Source organism: Candidatus Thermoplasmatota archaeon, assembly GCA_035540375.1.
In the GTDB taxonomy this organism is placed as follows: domain Archaea; phylum Thermoplasmatota; class SW-10-69-26; order JACQPN01; family JAJPHT01; genus DATLGO01.
This window is the reverse complement of sequence record DATLGO010000058.1, coordinates 37,814-56,022: the sequence shown is the minus strand read 5'-3', so window position 1 is coordinate 56,022 and position 18,209 is coordinate 37,814. Positions and strand designations below refer to the sequence as shown.

18 protein-coding genes and 1 tRNA gene are annotated in these 18,209 nt (G+C 70.6%); 7 read left to right on the top strand and 12 right to left on the bottom strand.

Annotation, left to right across the window (positions count from 1 at the left end):
• Positions 1–4: 4 nt before the first annotated feature.
• Positions 5–412: an Lrp/AsnC family transcriptional regulator gene (locus tag VM889_07300; GenBank protein ID HVL48344.1), complete on the bottom strand. Its 408-nt coding sequence runs from the start codon at positions 410–412 to the stop codon at positions 5–7.
• A gap of 22 nt (positions 413–434) precedes the next feature.
• On the bottom strand, positions 435–1,580 hold the full coding sequence (locus tag VM889_07295) for a site-2 protease family protein (GenBank protein ID HVL48343.1): 1,146 nt from the start codon (positions 1,578–1,580) through the stop codon (positions 435–437).
• Between the two features lie 109 nt (positions 1,581–1,689).
• On the opposite strand from VM889_07295, the gene VM889_07290 reads away from it, so the two are divergent.
• Entirely contained in the window at positions 1,690–2,007 is a 318-nt protein-coding gene (locus tag VM889_07290) for a PRC-barrel domain-containing protein (GenBank protein ID HVL48342.1), read from the top strand.
• A 97-nt stretch (positions 2,008–2,104) separates the two neighbouring features.
• Here VM889_07290 and VM889_07285 read toward each other — a convergent pair whose 3' ends face one another.
• Both VM889_07285 and VM889_07280 read right to left on the bottom strand, forming a co-directional pair.
• Positions 2,105–2,683, bottom strand: coding sequence for a hypothetical protein (locus VM889_07285; protein ID HVL48341.1), 579 nt, complete (start codon positions 2,681–2,683; stop codon positions 2,105–2,107).
• Between the two features lie 121 nt (positions 2,684–2,804).
• Positions 2,805–3,035: a hypothetical protein gene (locus VM889_07280; GenBank protein HVL48340.1), complete on the bottom strand. Its 231-nt coding sequence runs from the start codon at positions 3,033–3,035 to the stop codon at positions 2,805–2,807.
• Positions 3,036–3,179: 144 nt separating this feature from the next.
• On the opposite strand from VM889_07280, the gene VM889_07275 reads away from it, so the two are divergent.
• From VM889_07275 to VM889_07260, 4 genes are all read left to right on the top strand, one after another.
• Positions 3,180–3,482, top strand: a complete 303-nt coding sequence (locus VM889_07275) for a hypothetical protein (GenBank protein HVL48339.1) — start codon at positions 3,180–3,182, stop codon at positions 3,480–3,482.
• A gap of 103 nt (positions 3,483–3,585) precedes the next feature.
• Positions 3,586–6,018, top strand: coding sequence for an amino acid permease (locus tag VM889_07270; GenBank protein ID HVL48338.1), 2,433 nt, complete (start codon positions 3,586–3,588; stop codon positions 6,016–6,018).
• Between the two features lie 53 nt (positions 6,019–6,071).
• Positions 6,072–7,583 carry a hypothetical protein gene (locus VM889_07265; GenBank protein HVL48337.1) on the top strand — a complete coding sequence of 504 codons (1,512 nt, stop codon included), beginning with the start codon at positions 6,072–6,074 and terminating at the stop codon, positions 7,581–7,583.
• 49 nt (positions 7,584–7,632) lie between these two features.
• Complete coding sequence (locus VM889_07260) at positions 7,633–8,445, top strand: DUF72 domain-containing protein (GenBank protein HVL48336.1); 813 nt, start codon at positions 7,633–7,635, stop codon at positions 8,443–8,445.
• Here the strand turns inward: VM889_07260 and VM889_07255 are convergent, their stop codons facing one another.
• Entirely contained in the window at positions 8,446–10,179 is a 1,734-nt protein-coding gene (locus VM889_07255; GenBank protein HVL48335.1) for a right-handed parallel beta-helix repeat-containing protein, read from the bottom strand.
• Positions 10,180–10,257: 78 nt separating this feature from the next.
• On the bottom strand, positions 10,258–11,967 hold the full coding sequence (locus tag VM889_07250; protein HVL48334.1) for a right-handed parallel beta-helix repeat-containing protein: 1,710 nt from the start codon (positions 11,965–11,967) through the stop codon (positions 10,258–10,260).
• 103 nt (positions 11,968–12,070) lie between these two features.
• Between VM889_07250 and VM889_07245 the strand changes: the two genes are divergently transcribed.
• Complete coding sequence (locus VM889_07245; GenBank protein HVL48333.1) at positions 12,071–13,411, top strand: hypothetical protein; 1,341 nt, start codon at positions 12,071–12,073, stop codon at positions 13,409–13,411.
• 48 nt (positions 13,412–13,459) lie between these two features.
• The gene (locus VM889_07240) at positions 13,460–13,585 is read left to right on the top strand and encodes a hypothetical protein (protein HVL48332.1); all 126 of its coding nucleotides are present in this window, start codon (positions 13,460–13,462) and stop codon (positions 13,583–13,585) included.
• Between the two features lie 154 nt (positions 13,586–13,739).
• Here VM889_07240 and VM889_07235 read toward each other — a convergent pair whose 3' ends face one another.
• The 6 genes from VM889_07235 to VM889_07210 all read right to left on the bottom strand — a co-directional run bounded on the left by VM889_07235 (position 13,740) and on the right by VM889_07210 (position 18,192).
• Positions 13,740–14,165: a hypothetical protein gene (locus VM889_07235; protein ID HVL48331.1), complete on the bottom strand. Its 426-nt coding sequence runs from the start codon at positions 14,163–14,165 to the stop codon at positions 13,740–13,742.
• Between the two features lie 33 nt (positions 14,166–14,198).
• Positions 14,199–15,155, bottom strand: coding sequence for a fibronectin type III domain-containing protein (locus tag VM889_07230; GenBank protein ID HVL48330.1), 957 nt, complete (start codon positions 15,153–15,155; stop codon positions 14,199–14,201).
• A 290-nt stretch (positions 15,156–15,445) separates the two neighbouring features.
• Positions 15,446–15,518, bottom strand: a tRNA-Gln gene (locus VM889_07225).
• Between the two features lie 133 nt (positions 15,519–15,651).
• On the bottom strand, positions 15,652–15,819 hold the full coding sequence (locus VM889_07220; GenBank protein HVL48329.1) for a hypothetical protein: 168 nt from the start codon (positions 15,817–15,819) through the stop codon (positions 15,652–15,654).
• A gap of 88 nt (positions 15,820–15,907) precedes the next feature.
• Positions 15,908–16,816 carry an aminotransferase class IV gene (locus tag VM889_07215; protein ID HVL48328.1) on the bottom strand — a complete coding sequence of 303 codons (909 nt, stop codon included), beginning with the start codon at positions 16,814–16,816 and terminating at the stop codon, positions 15,908–15,910.
• Positions 16,813–18,192: an anthranilate synthase component I family protein gene (locus VM889_07210; GenBank protein HVL48327.1), complete on the bottom strand. Its 1,380-nt coding sequence runs from the start codon at positions 18,190–18,192 to the stop codon at positions 16,813–16,815. The genes VM889_07215 and VM889_07210 overlap by 4 nt, the downstream gene beginning before the upstream one ends.
• Positions 18,193–18,209: the final 17 nt, after the last annotated feature.

The window sequence follows — 18,209 nt, the reverse complement described above, 5'->3', positions numbered from 1 at the left end:
CTCCTCAATACTCCTTGAGGATGAGGCGACTGCGCGTCGCCTGCGTCTCCTTGAACTGCCGGATGCGCTCGATGATGTCGTTGAGCGCCGCGGTCGACGGGACGTCGACCATGACGAGGAGGTCCTGCTCGCCCGTGACTTCCCACACGCGCTCGACGCCCTCCCATGTCGCGATCTGGGACGAGAGCGTCGCCGTGTTGACGTTGGTCTCGATTCGGACCTCGATGAGGGCCTTCACGTTCTGGCCCGCCGTCTGGATCGTGAAGCGGCGGATGATGCCCTCGTCCTGGAGGCGCTTGACGCGCGCGCGGATGGTCCCTTCGCTCGTCCCGAGGACCTGGGCCATCGCGACGAAGGATTCGCGCGCGTTGTCCTTGAGGATGCGCAGGATCGCCGTGTCCAGGTCGTCCACGCGGTGGGAGCCGCCCCGCGGCCTATGAAACGCTCGGTCCGAGCCCGGCCGTGCGGTCGACCTCGAGGATGTCGATCGCGCGCACGAGGTCGGTGCGCGAGACGAGGCCCGCGAGATGGCCGTCCTCGGCGAGGACGAGGACGGGTTCCTTCCCCTCGCGCGAGATGAGGCGGAGCGCGTCCGCGGCGGGCGCGTGGAGGGGGAGGCTCGCGAAGTCGGCGCGCATGACGTCGCGCACGAGGAGCGCGTCGCGCTCGAGGGGCGTGACCTTCGCGAGGTCGTGGAGGCCCACGACGCCCACGGGCCGGCCGTCGTCCGCGACGGGGAGGACGACGTGGCGCGTCTCGAACATGACGTCGAGGGCCCGGTGGACGGGGTCGTCGGGGCGCGCGAGGGCGACCTCGCGCGTCATGATGCGGTCGACCTCGAGGTCGCCGAGGGTGCTCTTCGCGCGCATGCTCGACTCCTCCTGGGTCGCGCCCGCGTAGACGAGGAACGCGATGAGGAGGAGCGTCCAGCCGCCCTGCGTGAACGTCACGAAGCCGACGCCCGCCATCGCGAAGGCGAACACCCGACCCACGCGGGCGGCCCACTTGGTCGCGGCGAGCGCGGGGAGGCGGAACGCGAGGAGGGCGCGCAGGACGCGGCCGCCGTCCATCGGGAAGGCGGGGACGAAGAGGTTGAAGGCGCCGAGGACGACGTTGAGGAATCCGAGGCTCTGCACGAGCCGCGTCGCGCCCGGCGTCACCTCCGGCACGAGGCCCGCGAGCGCGACGGCGAGGATGGGAAAGCCGAGGGCGAAGCTCACGAGGGGTCCCGCGGCCGCGATCGCGAGCTCCCGGCCGGGGGTCTTCGGATCCTCCTCCATCGAGGTCACGCCGCCGATGGGCAGGAGCGTGATGCCGCTCACGGGCACGCCGAGTCGGCGCGCGACGAGGGCGTGGCCGAACTCGTGGAGCGTCACGGAGACGAAGAGGAGGACGGCGAGCGTCCCGCCGAGCGCGAGGCCGCGCGCGTCGACGGCGCCGTCGCCGGGCGCGGGGAAGGTGCCGGCGGCGATGAACCAGGCGAAGAGCGGCAGGACGACGAGAAGGGTCCAGTGGACGCGCACCGGGATGCCGGCCACGCGGACGAGGGTGATGCCGCCGAAGGCGCCCCCGGAGGGCATGGGGTTCCTTCGCCGTCGCGAGGTAAGGCGCTTTCGTCTTCCCGGTCGCGCGAAGCGAAAAACAAGCGTCTTATACCGCCGCCCGCGTTCCCGAGGAGCGGGATGCACCTTGGAAGAGATCACTCGCTTTGTCAATCTCCACGTCTACACGGCGAACGGCACCTTCGTCGGTGACGTGAAGAACGTCATCCTCGACGTGAGCAACCGCAAGCTCGACGCCCTCCTGCTCGGCAAGACGAACCCCGCGCTCGTCCAGGGCGGCGTGGACATCGCCGTGCCGTACCGCTGGGTGCGCGCCTTCGACGACATCCTGCTCCTCAGCTACTTCCCCGCCCACGTCGACCTGCCCCCGGAGGCGACGGGCGAGGTCCGCCGCGGCGACGCGGAGGCCGAGGACGAGGAAGAGACCCTCGTCGCGGTCCGCTGAACCCATCGCGAACGAAACCATCGGCGCCGCAACGCGGCGCCCGACTCTTTTTCACGACCTCGAATGGACGAGCGGCGGCCCCGCCGCGCGTTCGCGCTCAGGCCTCGCCCCAGAGGCCGACCTCGCCGTCGCGGATGAGCTCGCGCACGGCCCGGTCGACGCTCGACGTCCAGCGGAACGTGAAGATGCGCGACCCGAGCCAGAGGCCGAGGCCCGCGCCGTTCGCGGCCGAAAGCGCGAGGCCGAAGGCGGCGGCGGCCGCGACTTCCCACCAGAGCGCGGCAAAGAGCGCGACGTTCGCGACAAGGGCCGCGCCCGCCACGAGGCCCCACGCGGCGGCCGGGAGGGGCGCCTTGCCGCGAGCCTTGCGGTCGACCTCCGCGACCGAGGTGCTCGAGACGCTGAAGCGCATCCATGCGCTCCAGCGCGCGCGGAGCGACTCGCTCCAGGCCGCGGTGCGCCGGCGCGCGAGGAGCACGCCGAGGACGGCGCCTGCGACGAGCGCGACCGTGAAGAAGCGGCTCGCCCAGCCGTAGAGCGGCTCGTCGGCGAGCTCCGCGAGGAAGAGCCCGAGGAGGGCGAGGACGCCGCCCGCGACGAGCGCCCGGATCGCGTGCCGCCGTTCAAGGTCGAGAATGTGGAGGAACTGGTCCGTGACGCCGCGTGGCATGTGCATCCCCAGGGCTTGCGCCCGTCGTGAGACGCGGCTCTCGCGTCAAGAGCTTTGTGAAAAGGATCGGGGCCGGCCGCCGAACGGCCGACCCCAGGATGGACGCCTCGCCTCAAACGCGTGGGCGTCAGTTGTTCTTGGCGCGATACAGGTTCGCGCCGACGACGCCGTCGAGCTTCGCCATGTGGCGCGCCGTCGGCTCGATGGACTCGCGGGGGCACTCGATCTTCACCGCGATCGCGGAGCCGAAGAGGATGTGCTTCCCGGTGACCTCGGGCAGGCGTTCCAGTCGATCGTACACGTCGCGTTCCCGGCCCGGTTGGGTCTGAACGAGAAGGAATCCGCTGCTCATGTGCATCCCGGCGCCGTGGGAGGATGGCGGCGATTATAACCATTCTCCTTTCGAGCACGTCCCCAGGATGACCGGGGGACACGCCGCGTCCCTCCGACCGCGCGCGCCGCGCGCGATCGAAATCAACAGCTTGAAGCCGACGTCCTCGCCATGGAGATGCGGGATGCGCACATGCACATGGTGACGTCACGCTTCGACCGGCGCGACACGAAGAAGATCCTCCTCTACGTCGACCTCGCGGTGATCCTCGTCTTCGCGGTGTCGCTCGTCCTCCTCGTCAAGGACGCCTACGCGGCCGGCTTCTACGAAGCGAGCGCCGCAGGCGAGCGCCTCGGCCAGAGCCTCTGGTTCATGGCGCGCGAGACGGCCTTCCTCGTCGCGAGCCTCGCGTGGATCTTCTTCCGCTTCTTCAAGGACAAGCTCGTCGAGATCCAGAACCCCTGGAACGCCTGATCGCGAAGCCGGCCCGCGCGCGACGCGCGGGCCCCGATTTTTCTCCGCGCGCGATCATCGCGGCTAGACAGACATAAAAAGGGCTTCGCTCTTCCCCGTTTCCGTGTCCACCCCCGAGGCCGGCGGCGGGACGGGCGCCCCGTCGCCGTCCCACGCGCGCGAGGGCCCTTCCTATCCTCGCCCCGCGGTCCCGCGCGCGCCCGCGGACGATCCGTCGCGCCACGTCGAGGGACGTCCCGACGTCGAAGAGGTGAGCCTCGCCCGCGAGATCACCCTCATGGACGCGACCATGATGGGCGTCGGCGCCCTCATGGGCGGCGGGGTGTTCGTCCTCCTCGGGCTTGCGGCCGGCGTCGCGGGTCCCGCCGCGCTCCTCGCCTTCTTCCTGAACGGCCTCATCACGATCCCCACCCTCATGATCTACGCCGAGCTGGGGAGCGCCTACCACGACGCGGGCGGCGGCTACCTCTGGGTGAAGGACGCCCTCGGGCAGCCCTTCGGGTTCCTCGGCGGGTGGATGGGGTGGTTCAGCCACGCGGTCGCGTGCGCCCTCTACAGCATCGCCTCCGCCGCGTTCATCCTGTTCGTCGCGGAGGCCGCGGGATGGGTCCATGGCCACGACGAGAACCTCATGAAGATGATCGCGGTCGGGGTCGCGACGTTCTTCGTTTTCCTGAATTATATCGGCGTCAAGGTCAGCATCAAGAGCGAGAACGTCGTGAACACGCTCGTCCTCGTCGCCGTCCTCGGCTTCATCGTCGCGGGCCTCTGGGCGGTCTCGCAGCGCCTGCCGCTCGTCGCGGACAACTTCGACCCCTTCTTCATCGAACCCGGCCTCGGCGGCGCGCTCTCGACCACGATCCTCGCGATGGGCGTCACCTTCGTCGCGTTCGAGGGCTACGAGATCATCAGCCAGGCCTCCGAGGAGATCAAGAACCCGACCCGCAACATCCCGCGCGCCATCTGGTACTCGATGCTCATCGTGTGGGGCATCATCCTCCTCGTCACCTTCATCGCGATCGGGGCGGTCCAGGCGCCCGCGGGGCTCGCGACGTGGGAATGGCTCGGCGGCCTCAAGGAGCGCGGCCTCATCGAGGCCGCGTCCCAGATCATGCCGCTCGGGTCGACGCTCATCGTCGGATCCGCCCTTCTCCTCCAGCTCACGGCGCTCAACGCGACCATCTACTCGTCCTCCCGCGTCTCGTTCGCCATGGGCCGGGACGGAAACCTCCCGACGTGGTTCGGGAAGATCCACCCCGTGCGCCGGACGCCCCACCTCAGCGTCTGGGCCTCCGGCGTCATCATCGTCGGCATGGCGCTCCTCCCCATCGAGGCCGTCGCCGCCTCGACGAGCCTCATGTTCCTGCTCCTGTTCGTGCTCGTGAACATGAGCTACGTCAAGCTCAGGAACACGATCCCCCGGGAGCGATTCGGCTACCGCGCGCCGCTCTTCCCCGTGATCCCGATCCTCGGCATCATCGGGAACGCGGGCCTCGCGCTCTATCTCTACCTCTACGAGCCCATCGCGTGGTACGCGTCCATCTTCTGGATCGTGGTCGGCCTCGGCGTCTACTACGTCTACGTCAAGCCCCGCGAGGAGAAGCAGAAGGCGCACGCCCTCAAGGCGTCCATCGTGCACCGCACGCACGCGCCCGTCCGCAAGAACTTCCGCGTGCTCGTGCCCGTCTCGAACCCCGCGACGGCGCGCGTCCTCGCGCGCACGGCGGGCGACATCGCGCGGAGCCTCGACGGCGAGGTGCTCCTCCTCAACGTGGTCGTCGTTCCCGAGGTGACGCCGCTCTCCGAAGGCCGCGCGTTCGCGCAGGCCGCCGCGCCCGTGCTCCACGAGGCCGCGCGCGCGGTGCCCGAGGGGATTCCGGTGCACACGCTCGTGCGCATCGGCCACAACCTCCCGAGCGTCATCGAGGAGACGGCGGAGCAGGAGGGCGCCTCGCTCCTCCTTCTCGGCTGGCGCGGGTCCGGGCATGTGCGCGACTGGCTCATGGGCTCGCCGACGCACACGCTCGTCGAATACCCGCCCTGCGACGTCGCGGTCCTCCGCGTGAAGAGCGAGCGCACGATGGGCGACGTCCTCATCCCGACGCACGGCGGCGCGCACGCCCCGCTCTCCATCCGCCTCGGCACCGCCATCGCGAAGGGCCACGGCGGTCGCGCGACGCTCTACCACGTGATGGGCATCGACGAGGAGGGCGCCGGCGCCCGCATGGCGCGCGGCCAATCGCTCCTCGAACAGAACGCCATCCCGGGCGTCGAGGCGCAGCTCGACCTCGACCGCGCGCCCCGCGTCATCAGCCGGCTCGTCGAGAAGTCGAAGGAGTACGGCCTCGTCGTCGTCGGCGCGACGACCGAATCCGCGTGGCGCAACTATCTCTTCGGCCACAAGACGGAGGAGGTGAGCGACCGGGCCCACGGGAACGTCCTCATGGTGAAGGCGCACCACGGCCCCGCCGCGCACCGGACGCGCCAGTTCTCCCGCCGCCTCAAGGCCATCCGGCGCTACCTCATGCCCAAGTAGCGGGCAAGGCGGGCGCCACAAGGTTCATGCTGTCCCTCCCCGGGTGACGAGGCGTGTCCCGCGTCCTCGCCGTCCTCGCGCTCGCCGTCCTCGCCGCCCCCGCCCTCGCGGGCTGCGTCGCGCCCGACCCCGGACCGGTCGGCGGGCTCGACCCGACGGGCCTCCCCGCGAACGAGGCGCTCCCCTACCTCGACATCGCCGAGGGTCACGACCACGCGGACCTCGCCTCGCACGACGCGGGCTGGAACCTCGACGTCGTTGCGTGGTCGCTCTACGGCCACGACCCCCAGGCGCCGGGCCGCTACAACCAGGTGCACCTTGCGGGCGACCTCGCGCTCGTCTCCGCCTACGCGATCCCGCCCTCGAACAAGCCGGGCCTCATCGTCGTCAACCTCTCCGACCCGCTCGCGCCCCTCGTCGTCGGCACGTGGGTGAGCGAGTTCACGACCACGATCGACGTGCACGCGACGAAGGACGGCCGCTACGTCGCCCTCGCAGGGCACCGGCACGCGACGGTCAACCCGCCCCCGGGCGTCGCGCCCGGCTGCACCTCGGTGCCGCTCCCCGGCCGAGCGCCCGTCCTCTGTCCGCCCTTCGTTCCCGCAGGCGTCACCCTGCTCGACCTCGCGGAGCCCGCGAAGCCCAAGAAGGTCGCCGAGTGGGTCTCGGCCCCCTCCGGCGCGCACACGGTGAAGCTCCACGAGATCGGCAACAAGGTCTACGCGTTCATCGCCTCGTACGGGCTCTCGTACGTCGACCGCATGGCAAGCGCGGTCGAGATCGTCCAGTTCGACAGCGGATTCCCGGGCGGCTTCCGCCCCGTCACGCGCCTTTTCCCCTCGGAATCGAGCGGCGGCCGCGTGTTCGTCCACGACATCTTCGTGCAGCGCCACCCCGCGACCGACCAGACGATCCTTTACGTCGCGTACTGGGACGGCGGCGTCCTCGTCGCCGACGTGAGCGACCCCTCGAAGCCGCGCGAGCTCGCCGCATGGAAGGACTTCGACGTCGCGGAGTACGGCAACATCCACTTCGTGCAGCCGATGCCCGGTCTCGTCGACGGCCGGCACTACACCGTCGCCGCGCCCGAATACGCCTCCGCGCAGCACGCGGGCGAGAGCTACGTCCTCGACACGACGGACCCCGCGAAGCCGAAGCTCCTCGCGAAGTGGCACCTCCCCGGGAACCCGCTCAACCCCGAGGGCTACCTGCACTCGCCGCACAACTTCGACCTCACCGCGGACGGGAAGCTCGTCATGGGCCACTACCACGCGGGCGTGTGGGTGCTCGACCTCAACCCGGTCTTCCGCGCCGCGGGCGGGAACGCGACCGCCGAGGCCGAGGGCGCGAACGCGACGGCGGAGCCGCGCGTCCTCGCGTACCGCTTCCCCGTCCCGCCGAACGGCACGAACGTGACCGTAAGCGACTACGCGCCGCACGTGTGGAACGCGCAGTGGCGCCACGACGGCCTCGTCGTCGCCTCGGACGTCATCACCGGCCTCTACGTGATGCGCCTCGCGGACGTCGCGGACGACGCCGTCGCGCCGTACGCGGCCCACGTGTGAGGCGCGCGCCACCGCCAAGCTCATGACCGCGCGCCGCCTCGACGGATCCGTGACGAGGCGCCTCCGCATCGGCTGCTCCGGGTGGGGCTACGACGACTGGCTCGGCGTCTTCTACGCAAGCGGCACGCCCGCGGGCGAGTATCTCGAGCGGTACGCGCGCGTCTTCGACGTCGTCGAGGTGGATTCGAGCTATTACCGCATGCCCACGCTCGAGCAGACGGAGCGTTGGGCCCGCGCGACGCCCCCCGGCTTCACGTTCGCGCTCAAGTTCCCGGGCGAGATCACCCATGAGGCGAAGCTCGAGAACGTGGAAGGCGCGGTGGCCGCGTTCCTGCGCGTCCTCGAACCGCTGCGGCGCGCGGGAAAGCTGGGACCGCTCCTCGCGCAGTTGCCCGCGAGCTTCCGCGCCGAGAAGGGACGCAAGGCGCTCGAGGCGTTCCTCCCGCTCGTGCCGCGCGACCAGCCTCTCGCCGTCGAGCTCCGCCACGCTTCCTGGTGGACGGACGAGACGTACAAGGCGCTCGAAGCGGCGGGCGCGGCGCTCGCGTGGAGCGTGAACGCGGACGCGCCGACGCCGCCCGTCGCCACCGCGGACTTCCTCTACGTGCGCTTCATCGGCGACCGCGAACTCACGCGGTTCGACCGCATCCAGCGCGACGGCTCGAAGGCGATGGAGGAGATGAGAGAAAGGATCGCGGAGGAAGGCCGGCGCGCGGGCCACGTCTTCCTCTTCGCAAACAACCACTACATGGGCTTCGGCCCGGGAACGGCCGCGCGGCTCGCCGAGGTCCTCGGCGAGCCGGCGATCGACCTCGCCCCCGCCGCCCGCCCGAAGGGGCAGCGGGGACTCGGCGATTTCTGATCAGTCCGCGGGCGGCGACGTCGCATACGGCACGTAGGTGACGCCGTCCGAGACGCGATCGCCCGTGCCGAGCGGATTGAGGGCGTGACGGGGACCCGTCGAGGCGCCCCACCAGCCGTGGCGCGCGTCCACCTTCGACGTCGCGTCGAGGTTGCGGACGCCGAACTCGCCGTTGCCGACCCACGATCCGCGAAGCGCGGAGGTCGCGCCGGCGGCATTGCGGAGCCCGTCCCGGGCGTTCCCGTGGCCCTTCGGGCCGTCGAGGACGAGGTCGCGACAACCGACCTCGACCGCGAAGCCGTCCTGGTTGCCGCTCGCCACGGGCTTCACGAGCGTCGCGCGCTCCACGTTCGCGACGCGGAAACCGGCGCCGCCGTTCGCTTCGGACGTCGGCTCGTGCGCCGTGATCCGCGCGGCGTCGGCGATCGAGAAGCCGTCGCGTCCGTTCGAGCGCGCCTCGCCCGTTTCGAGGACGAGGTCGGCCCCCGCGATCGAGAAGCCGTCGAGCGCGTTCGAGGCCGCCGTGTTCTTCGAAAGGCGCGCGTTCGAAACGCCCGCGCCGAGCGCGAAGCCGGAGGCGCCGTTCGATTCCGCGAGGTTGTTCTCGACGACGAGCGCGGACCCGCTCGCGAGCCGGACGCCGTCGCCACCGTTTCCGGCGATCGTGTTCGATAGGATCGTCACGTTGGAGACGCCTTCGCCGTACACCCCGTGGCCCGCGTTCCCCGTGATCACGTTGCCCTCGACGGGGATCGATGAGGCGCCGACGAGGCGGACGCCGTCGCGGCCGTTGCCGCGGATCGTGTTGCCCGTGATGTCCATCGGGGCCGCGTTGCCCTCGATGCGGACGCCGTCGAAGACGTTGCCGTGGATCGTGTTGTCGCGCACGAAGCCGCGGGCGTTGCGGATGAGGATGCCCGTGCCCCAGTTCGAGATGTCGTTCCCCCCGATGATGGGGGACATCGTGTCCACCACCGAGATGCCGGTGCCCGGCGGGTCGGCCTTGTCGACGATCTCGTTGTTCGTGATGATCGATTCGCTGCGCTCGTGCCAGATGCCGTAGGAGCAGCCGACGAGGCGGTTGCCGTCGATCGTCGGGTCGGAGTACCAGTCGCGGATGCAATACGTGCCGCCCTCGAACGTGTTTCCGCGGAGGACGGGGAAGCCGCCCGTCTGGTTCACGCCGACGCCGTTCGCGAGGAACGTGTTGCCCGAAAGCGTGATGCTCGTGTGGAGGAGATGGACCGCGAGCGGAATGGCCTCGAACGTGTTCCCGGTCACGATCGCGAGCTCCGTCGCGATCGACGCGCCCTGGCCGCCCTTCAGATGGGCGCCGTCGAGGCGGAGGTGCGACCCTGGATCCGCGACCACGCGGTACGAGGAGGAGAGACTTTCGGGCTGAAGCGTGCTGTCGAGGATGCGCAGCGTCCCGCCCGCAAGAACGTGGAAGCCGTTGCTTCCGGAAGCGAACAGGGCCGAGGCGTTCGAGACGAGCGCAAGACCGCCCGACTCGATCGTGACCTTCCCCGTGAACTTGTACGTGCCGTCCGACCAGTTCCCGAACTCGCCCGCGCGGATCGTGTGCGATCCGACGGTCGGAACCGACCCGCCCTGGTGGTGCTGGCCGCCGCGGTCGTTCGGGTTGTTCTTCGGCTTGTCGGGCTGGTGGAACGCCGCGGCGGTCGGAACCAGCACGAGGAGCGCAATAAGGAGGGCCCAGGATCGGGAACGCATGGTCAGCCTCACCGGCCCAGCATCCCGGAACCGGTTTAGCCGTTCTCGATCAGCCATTTGATCGCCGACAAAACGTTCTCAATTCAAGCGGCCCGGCGCGAACGGCGCGAAGAGGACGCCGGTCGAGACGCGATCGCCCTTGCCGACGGTCGCGGGCGCCACCGTAGGACCCGTCGGCGCGCCCCAGTATCCGAGGATCGCGTCGACCACGTTCAGGGCGTCGAGGTTCTGGATGCCGTATCCGGCGTTGCCGACCCAGGCGCCCTCGCGCGCGCTCGTCGGGCCCGCGAGGCTGCGCAACCCGTCGCGCGCGTTCGCGTAGGCCGTGGGCCGCGCGAGGACGACGTTCTCGTTGCCGTGCTCGACGAGGAAACCGTCGCGGTTCATGTTCGCAAGCGGCGCGGTCATCGAGACGCCCTGCGTGGCGGCGAAGCGGAAGCCCGCGCCGCCGTTGCTGTACGCGCGGGGCGCCTCGCCCGTGACCTCATAGGCGTTCACGACGGCGAAGCCGTCGCGGCCGTTCACGCCGGCCTCCCCGCCTTCGAGGTGGACGGAGGCGCCCCGGATCTCGTAGCCGTCGAGCTTGTTGTACCAGGCAAAGTTCCAGTCGAGCGTCGCGGTCGAGACGGCGCCGATCACGAACCCCGTGCCGGCGTTCGAGCGCGCCATGTTGCCTTCGAGCACAAGGTTGTTCCCGGGCGAGATGCGGACGCCGTCGCCGCCGTTTCCCGAGAACGTGTTGTCGCGGACCTCGGTCGACGCGATGAACGCGGCGTAGAGTCCGTGCCGACCGTTGCTTCCGACGCGGTTGTCGGTGACGGGGACCTTGGACACGAACGAGAGGTGAATGCCGTCGCGGCCGTTCTTGTAGATGTGGTTCGACGTGATGTCCATCGGCGCGGAGTTGCGCTCCACGCGAACGCCATCGAGAACGTTCCCGTGGATTGTGTTCTCGCGGATGTAGGCGCGGGCGTTGCGGATGAGGATGCCCGTGCCCCAGTTCGAGATGTTGTTCCCGCGGATCACGGGGGACATCGTGTCGACGACCGCCATGCCCGTTCCCGGCGGGTCGGCCTTGTCGATCATCCGATTGTTGACAAGCAGGGATTCGCTGCGCTCGTGCCAGATGCCGTACGAGCAACCGAGCATCTCGTTCCCGTCGATCGTGGGGTCCGAGAGCCAGTCGCGCACGCAGTACGTGCCGCCCTCGAAGCGGTTCGCGCGGAGGACGGGAAATCCGCCCGTCTGGTTCACGCCGACGGCGTTCGCGAGGAAGGTGTTGCGTTCGACCGTGATGCTGGTTCCGACGAGGTGCAGCGCGAGCGGGATCGACTGGAACGTGTTGTCGTCGACGGTCGCCTTCGACGTCTCGACGCGCACGCCCTGCCCGCCCGTGACGGTGCTGTTCGCGAGCACGAGCGTCGATCCGGCCTCCGCGAGGACGCGGTATGCGCTTCCCGCGGCGGGGTCGAGCGTGGACCGGAGGACGTCGAGCGTCCCGCCCGACCGGACGAGGAACCCGCCGCTTCCGGCCGCGAACTCGGCCGCGGCGTCGAGGAGCGTCGCGCGGCCGCCCATTTCGATCGTGACCGTGTGCTGGAAGCGGAAGGACCCGTTCGACCAGATCGCGTGCTCCCCGCGCTTCACGACCGTCGTGTTCACCGGGACCGGGTTCAGCGTCGAAAGCCGCTCGAAGCCCCCTTCGGCGAGCGCGACGGGCGCCGCGACGAGGACGGTCGGGACGACGAGGATGAAGACGGCGAGCGACGCCTTCCCACGGATACGCATGCTTCAGCTCCCGGCGCCTAGCGATCGGGGCCCTTCATGAAGGTTTGCCCCCGCAGGCCGGAAGGCTGCAACGCCTTATGCGCGACGAGCGCGCTTGCGCCGCGTGGACCTCGACTGGAGCGCGGGGAATCTCCTCGGCCTCACCGCGGGGGCCCTCATCCTCGGCGTGGGCGCCTTCATCCTGGTCGCGCGGCCGAACGCGTGGCTGAACCGCGGGTTCTTCCTCCTCGCGCTCGCGGACGGCGGGAGCACGGTCATCTTCGTCCTCCGCAACATGACGACGGACCCCGTCCTGCGCGTCTATCTCATGAGCGTGTACTGGTACTTCTTCATCGCCTTCCTCGCGGCGCTCGCGCTCTTCGGCCTTCTCTTCCCGCGCCCCCTGTTCGGCGACGATGCGCGCGGTTGGCTCGTCGCTTCGGCGCTCGCGCCCGCCGGCGTCCTCGTGGGCGCCTACGCATGGGACCACACGCTCTTCTGGGCCCCCGTCGTTCGTCCCGGGGGCGACGTCGCGTTCCTCTACACGCCGCTCGGAAACCTGCTGCTTGCCGCCTTCGTGGGCGCGACGGCGCTCGTCATCGTGAAGCTCGCCTACGGCCTCGTGCACGACCGCGCCGCGAGCTGGCGCCGGCAGGGGGCGTACGTGCTCGGCGGCATGGTGGTCGCCTACGTCCCGTACTTTACGACGTCCTTCGTCGCGTACGCGCTCGTGAACCCGCAGTTCTACTTCCTCACGCGCGCCGACGTGGGCCTCCTCTATGCCCTCTTCGGCGTCCTCGGCCTCGTGGCGCTCGCCGTCGCCGTCGTCGTCCTCCGGCTCGACGACGACGCCTTCCGCGCGGAGCGCCGATTCCTCCTCGCCGCCTTCGCGGCCGTCCTCGCGCTCACGCTCGCCTCCGCCGCGGTCCCGACCGGCCTCGTTGCCGACCTCCTGCAGAACGTCGCGCTCCTCGCCTACCCGATCCTCCTCGGCTACGCGATCGTGCGCTTCGAGGTCTTCGACATCGACGCGCGCGTGCGCCGCGTCGCCGCCGCGACGCTCGGCGGCCTCGTCGCCGCGGGCGCGTTCATCGTGCTCGAGAACGCCTTCGAGGGCGTCCTGCAGGAGAACCTCGCGGGAATCCTGCCTGGAGAGTTCGCCGCGGGGTCGCTTGCGGCGATCGGCGCGACCATCCTCTGGTCCCCCGTCTCGAAAGGCGCCGACAAGCTCGGCCGCCGCCTCTTCCCCGACCTCAAGGGCGAAGCGCGCCGCAGGCGCCAGCTCGAGATCTACCGCCACGGCCTCGAAGGCGCGCTCGCGGACGGCATCCTCGTCGACCGCGAAAGCCGCACCCTCCAGGCCCTGCGCGAGAGCCTCGGCGTGACCGACGCGGAGCACGCGGCGATGGTCGCGGAGATCACCTCGCGCGACCGGCGCGAGGCCGCCGTCGCGACCGCTGCGTGAGCCGTGATGCCATCCTTCTTCATGCTCCCCCACGCGTTTCGCGCTCGCGTGCCCAAGCCCAACGAGAACCGGCCGGGAGCCCGCAACCCGAACATGCCCATGGGCAACCCCATGGAGGAGCGCGAGCGCGAGCGCGAGAAGGGGAAGAGCGGGAAGCCGCAGAAGAACCGTTAGAAGCCGACGCACACACGCGCGGGCGGCGGGGCCGTCCGCGCGGGGAATTTTCAGATCGAGCCTTCACGCGGACGTCTCGCTTTCGGATCCCACCTCGCGCTCGGCGGCCGCGGACGCGGGGCGCTCTCCGTCGCGCGCGGTCCGACGAGGGCCGTCAGATCCGGATCGTCGCGACCTGCGGCTCGACGAAGCAGACCTCATCGGCGTCGAGGCAGCGGAAGGCGACCGCGTAGGTGCCTTGTTCGAGGATCGCAGAGGCCTCGCGCGCGCGGGCGACGGGTTCCAGGCAGGCCCAGCGTTCGACCGGCTCGTCGGCGCGGGATTCGGTCGCATCTGCCGCGAGGATGAGACATCCGGCCACGGTCCCAGTGACGTTCGTAGCGAACCAGGACACGTTCGACGGGTGGAGGAACTCGAACTCGAAGAATTCGGCGTGGTCGGGCGGGATGGTGATCGGCTCGAGCGGGCCGCGGATCGTCTGCGAAGGCGCGAGCGGTTCGGGCGCTGCGAGGCAGCCGGTGAGGACCAGGGACAGCATCAGGGGGATGACCTTGAGCCTGGAAACCTCGATGCGGACCATCTTCCCGCCATCCTCAAGTCACTCCGTACACGGTCAATCCCAACGGGCGCCCCACGCCCACGACGGGTCCGAGGAACAAAGGCGATACCAGGGGGGAGAGGGAATGAGAAACCCATAAAGAATGCTGGCCCCCACCCATTGCACTTGTCTCGTCGGCGAACTCAAGCCTCCGCGGTCGTCGAAGTCGCGTTCGAAACATGCGATCGAGCCCGTCGCCATCACCCCGAATCCCGCACCTTCCGTCAGCACCGCTTCGTGAGTGCAGGCCTTGTTCGGCCCGGAAGCTTCGAGGCCGCCGTATTCCACCTTCGCGCAAAATTCGAAGCGCCCCACGCGCCCGAAGGCGGGCCACGTCGTCTGGTACTCGAGCGTAGCGTTCGGCGCAAGGAGGCCCGCTTGCCGGTAGCCCACGAGTTCGCACGTTTCCAGAATCGCGCCATCGCACGCCCACACGGTGAGGTTCGTCTTCATGACCGTCGCGCCCGCGCCAAGGTTGGCGACCGTGACTTCCACGAGACGGTCGCCGAGCGGGTTCTCGCTGCCCGCGACCGCTGGTTCGCAAACGCTGAGGCAGTAGAAGCTGGGCGAAATGTCGAGCCGCGTGACGACGAGATCGGGAACGGGCGGCACGGTGAGCGTGACGGGGGCGCTCGGCGCGCTCTCGCCGAAGCGGTTCTCGGCCGTCACGTAGTAGCAGTAGGTGGTTTCGAGCGCGACGCTCTTGTCGACGAGGGTGCGCGCGGATTCGCGCACGGCGAGAAGCGAGGCCGCGTCGCAGGTCGGGGACCCGCGGTAGACCCTGTAGGCGAGCACGGGCGCGCCGGACTCGGTGGCAGGCGCGGTCCAGAAGAGGGACACGTGCTTCGGCACCGCGGTGGCCGTGACGACGGGCGGTTCCGGCGGCTGGCCCGCCTCGACCGTCGAGAGCATCGTGGGCGTGAGCGTCAGGAGTGCGATGGCCGCCGCGAGACGGAAGGGGCGCGACGTCAAGGTGAAGCCTCCAGGCCACGGAACGGATGTGAACATATGAAAGTATTGAGAGTCGTCGAGGCCGCGAGCGGAGGGTTTGACGCGAACCAACCCTTTTCGCTCGCTCCGCTCGCAAAAGCGTTGACGGAAAAGCGCCAACCCTGGCGGGGCTGGCGCAGCCATCTTCGATGGCTGAGTATAGCCCCGACAGGATCCGAACCAACCCTTTTCGCTCGCTCCGCTCGCAAAAGCGTTGACGGAAAAGCGCCAACCCTGGCGGGGCTGGCGCAGCCATCTTCGATGGCTGAGTATAGCCCCGACAGGATTCGAACCTGTGTCGCAGGATCCAGAGTCCCGAATCATTGGCCACTAGACCACGGGGCTGATGAGAACGTCCGGCCGGGGCCGGGCGGTGGCGCCGGATATTCGCTCGCCGTAAATAGCCCTTCCGGTGGCGGGCGGGCGTGGTTGGAAGAAAAGGACGCGGAGGCGCGAGGGCCTCCGCGTTGGGCGGTCATCAGTTCGCGCGCTTGAGCCAGCCGCCCTGCTGTTCGGCCATCGCGACGTGGGCGGTCCACGCCGCGAGGTCGGCGAGGACGCGCTCCGCGACGTCCCCGTCGAACCGGAGCGTCAGCTCCAGGAACCCGGCCTCGGTTTCCACTTTCGAATCGGCGATCTTCAACACAACGAAACCTCCTTGACGTGGCCGTCTTGCATCCCAATCCCATCCGGCGACCCGAACCGGGTCGCACGCGGCGAAAGGCGCCCCGACCTTAGTTAATGGTTTCCCAAACTCCCCTCGCCCCCTGCGAAAGCGACTGTTTCACATGGAGCCGGTAGAGGTCCGCGATGCGGCGCGCGACCGCGCCCACGCGGCCGTCGCCCACGGCGCGGCCGTCGAGGCGCGTGACGGGGAGCACCTCGCCCACGCTCGCGGTGAGGAGGATCTCGTCCGCCGCGGCCGCTTCCCGCGGGTCGATCGCGCGCTCCTCGACCGCGAGGCCCTCGGCGCGCGCGAGGCGGAGGACGTCCGCGCGCGTGAGGCCGTCGAGGATGCCGGTCGCGAGGTCGGGCGTCGCGAGGGCGCCGTTTTTGACCAGGAACACGTTCGCGGTGGTCGCTTCCGCGAGGCGGCCGTCGGTCGAAAGGAGGAGCGCCTCGTCGGCGCCGCGCCGCTCGGCTTCGCGGCGCGCGAGCACGTGAGGGAGGTAGGCGAGCGTCTTCGCGCGCGGGTCGAGCACCTCGGGGGGCGCGCGGCGCGGGCGGTCGAGGAGGACGGCGCGCAGGCCCTCCTCGTAGAAGCGCGCCGGATAGGGGACGGGGATCACCGTCGCCACGAGGGTCGGCGCCGCCGCTTCCGCGCGCGGGCCCGCCACGCCGCCCGCGACCCCGCGCGTGAGCGTGACGCGCAGCATCCCGTCCTCCTCCGGGCCCCACGCCTCGGCGAGCGCGCGCACGACGGCGGCGGGCCGCGCAGGGGCGCGGTCGAGCGGGATGTCCAGGAGGCGCGCGCTCGTCGCGAGGCGCGCGAGGTGCCGGTCGAGCGCGTACGGCAGGCCCGCGTAGAGGCGCATCGTCTCGAAGCAGCCGTCCGCGAGCGTGAAGCCGCGGTCGAGGACCGACACGCGCGCGGCGGCGGCGTCGACCACGTTCCCGTCGACCCACGCGAGGGCGCGCCTCATCGGGCGACCCCCAGGGCGTCGAGGACACCTTTCGCCTTCGCGAGCGTCTCCGCGCGCTCGCGCGCGGGGACGGAGTCCTCGACGATGCCCGCGCCGACCCTGAGGTGCGCGCGGCCGTCCTTGACGACGAGCGTGCGGATGAGGATGTTGAGGTCCATCGAGGCGGGCGCGAGGTAGCCGAGCGCGCCGGTGTACGGGCCCCGCCGCTCGCCCTCGAGGTCGGCGATGATCTCCATCGCCCGCACCTTCGGCGCGCCCGTGATCGTGCCCCCGGGGAAGGTCGCGCGCCACGCGTCCACCGCGTCGGCGCCGTCCGCGAGGTCGCCCACGACCCGGCTCACGAGGTGGTGGACGCTGCGGTACGTCTCGACGAACGCGAGGCCGTCCACGCGCACGCTCCCGAAGCGCGCGACGCGGCCGAGGTCGTTCCTCGCGAGGTCGACGAGCATCGCGTGCTCGGCGCGCTCCTTCTCGTCGCGCGCGAGCTCCGCCGCGAGCGCGCGGTCGGCCTCCGCAGTCGCGCCGCGCGGGCGCGTGCCCGCGATGGGACGCGCCTCGACCTCGCGGCCCGCGACGCGCGCGAGGCGCTCCGGAGAGGCGGAGAGGACGTGGAAGTCGCCCGCGTCGAAAAACGCGGCGAACGGGGCCGGGTTGCGCGCGCGCAGGCGCGCGTACGCGGCGACGGGGTCCTCGACGCCGAGGACGACGAGGCGCTGGCTGAGGTTCGCCTGATAGACGTCGCCCGCGGCGACGTGCGTTTTCGCGCGGGCGACGGCGGCCTCGAACGCGGCGGCCGGGGGCGGCGTGTCGAGCCGGCACGGCCCGAGGGCGGGGACGGCGGGAGCGGGGCGCGCGAGGCGCTCGTGCGCGTCCGCCGCCGCGTCCTTGTCGCGCGCGAGGAGCCAAGCGCGGCCACCCGCGTGGTCGAACGCGAGGACGCGGTCGTAATCGCCGAGGAGGACATCGGGGACGCCGAGCGGGTCCGCGCGAGCGGCGGGGACGCGCTCGACGAGCCGGAGGGCCTCGTACGCGAAGAGGCCCGCCGCGCCGCCCGCGAAGGGCGCGGGCGCGTCGCCCGCGTCGAAGCGCGCGGCCGCCCCGCGCACGAAGCGCGCGAGCGCTTCGCCGGCATCGCCCGCGACGGCGCGGCCGTCGACCTCCGCGCGTCCGTCGCGGATCGCGAGGACGCTTCGCGGCGCCCAGGCGACGAAGGACCAGCGACGCAAGGCGCGCTCGGCGTCGGTCGTCGCGGCCTCGGGCGTGGAATCGAGGAAGAGGGCGCGCTCCCCGGGGCGGTGGACCTTGAGGAAGGCCTCCCACGCGGTGAGCGCGTCGGGAAGGCGTTCCACGAGGAGCCCGGGGGTCGGGGCCGTCACGCGCGGGGAGACGTCAC